Here is a 1,447-nt window from a genome sequence, read left to right on the forward strand (position 1 = left end):
AGGCTTGGCTGCAAATGCGGATCACACACTTACACAAGATAGCCGACGATTGCCAAATCGGAGTGTATGCCTGCAGCCCGATAGGCAAAGCGTTTCGCTGTTGTTTCAAAACCTTGGAAATCTCAGACAATCAGTGGCTGGCAATACCGGAAGCCAGCTAACAACCGTATGCACCCGACTGGCACTTATGCGCCTTAACGCCTGGCTTGTTGTGGTTAACGGCTTGTCTGTCTTATGCTAGAGTTTCATAATTACCCGAAGCTAATGAGGCCAAAAATAATGGACAAAAATAAGCCAGAAGAAGTTCAAGAAGCAATGATTTCACTGGGACTGGGTACAGCGATTGGAGCTAGTGCATCGGCAGTAGTTGGCGGTATGGGACTGGCTGTAGGAGGAACTGCTCTAGGAGTCGGTATGGCTCCAGTAGCAGCGGCAGGAGCAGTGGTTGGCACGGCAGTTTACGGAACCAAAAAAGCAATAGAAGAGCAAGACGCAACGGCAATTGGAGCAGCGGCAATTGGTGCGGGTGCTGGAGCCGGTATATCAGCATTAGTTGGAGGTATGGGATTAGCAGTAGGGGGGACGGCAGTTGCAGTGACGATGGCTCCCGTAGCGGCAGTAGGAGCAGTAATTGGTTTAGCTGGATATGGGATTTCTAAATTATTCACTGAGTAAGCAATGGCTAAACGGAAAAGACAGTCCCCCAATGCTGCTCAAAAATTAGTAAGAGGAGCAATTCGGGACTTTATTAATCAGGTTAATGGCATAGTTATTGAGCCGGAGATAAATACTCCTGTAAAGGGTACAGAGGCTTGGTATCGGGACAAACTGGCTGGGGAATTAGGAGGAAAAACCGAGGTTTACATTGATAAGGTAGGTAGAATAGATGTCTTAACTAATACTGAAATAATTGAAGTTAAAAATACAAAAGGCTGGAAATCAGCGATCGGGCAAATCAAGAGTTATGGACAGTATTATCCCAAGCATAAAATGAGAGTTCACCTATTTGGGAAATTGACTGAGAGTAAACTGGAAACTATCCAGAGAGTATGTAACCTAGAAGGTATAACTCTAACTTGGGAATAGTATGATCGCCGCTCTGGTAGGGTGCGTTCCCTGATGCGGGTCCTACCGCTGCAGCGATCGATTTTAAGGAAACCCAACATCCTCACCTATTACCATGAAAGGGTATAATAAGTTTACTTAAGGTCATCAAAGAGGTAACAAAACCTTAATGGAAAGTCGCATCCAGATTCATCCAGATATTTGTAATGGAAGACCTGTTATAGCTGGAACCCGAATTCCGGTGCAAACAGTTATGGAATTTTTGGGAGCAGGGGATTCTATTGAAGAAGTCCTTGAAGAATATCCTTCTCTGAATCGAGAAGATATTTATGCCTGTATGCAATTTGCAGCAAGATTGATGGCGAATCACTATGAAGTCAGA

Annotated in this window: 3 protein-coding genes and 1 pseudogene; all 4 read left to right on the forward strand. The window is 44.9% G+C overall.

The window, feature by feature from the left end:
- Positions 1-161, forward strand: a pseudogene (locus PX484_RS25895) (DUF1349 domain-containing protein); the annotation flags it as partial.
- Between the two features lie 115 nt (positions 162-276).
- The gene (locus tag PX484_RS23245; RefSeq protein WP_353845705.1) at positions 277-675 is read left to right on the forward strand and encodes a hypothetical protein; all 399 of its coding nucleotides are present in this window, start codon (positions 277-279) and stop codon (positions 673-675) included.
- A gap of 3 nt (positions 676-678) precedes the next feature.
- Positions 679-1,086, forward strand: a complete 408-nt coding sequence (locus PX484_RS23250; RefSeq protein ID WP_002801583.1) for a hypothetical protein — start codon at positions 679-681, stop codon at positions 1,084-1,086.
- 148 nt (positions 1,087-1,234) lie between these two features.
- On the forward strand, positions 1,235-1,447 hold a 213-nt coding region (locus PX484_RS23255; protein ID WP_288105755.1), incomplete at its 3' end, for a DUF433 domain-containing protein.

The organism is Microcystis sp. M49636_WE2, assembly GCF_030065375.1.
In the GTDB taxonomy this organism is placed as follows: Bacteria; Cyanobacteriota; Cyanobacteriia; order Cyanobacteriales; family Microcystaceae; genus Microcystis; species Microcystis aeruginosa_C.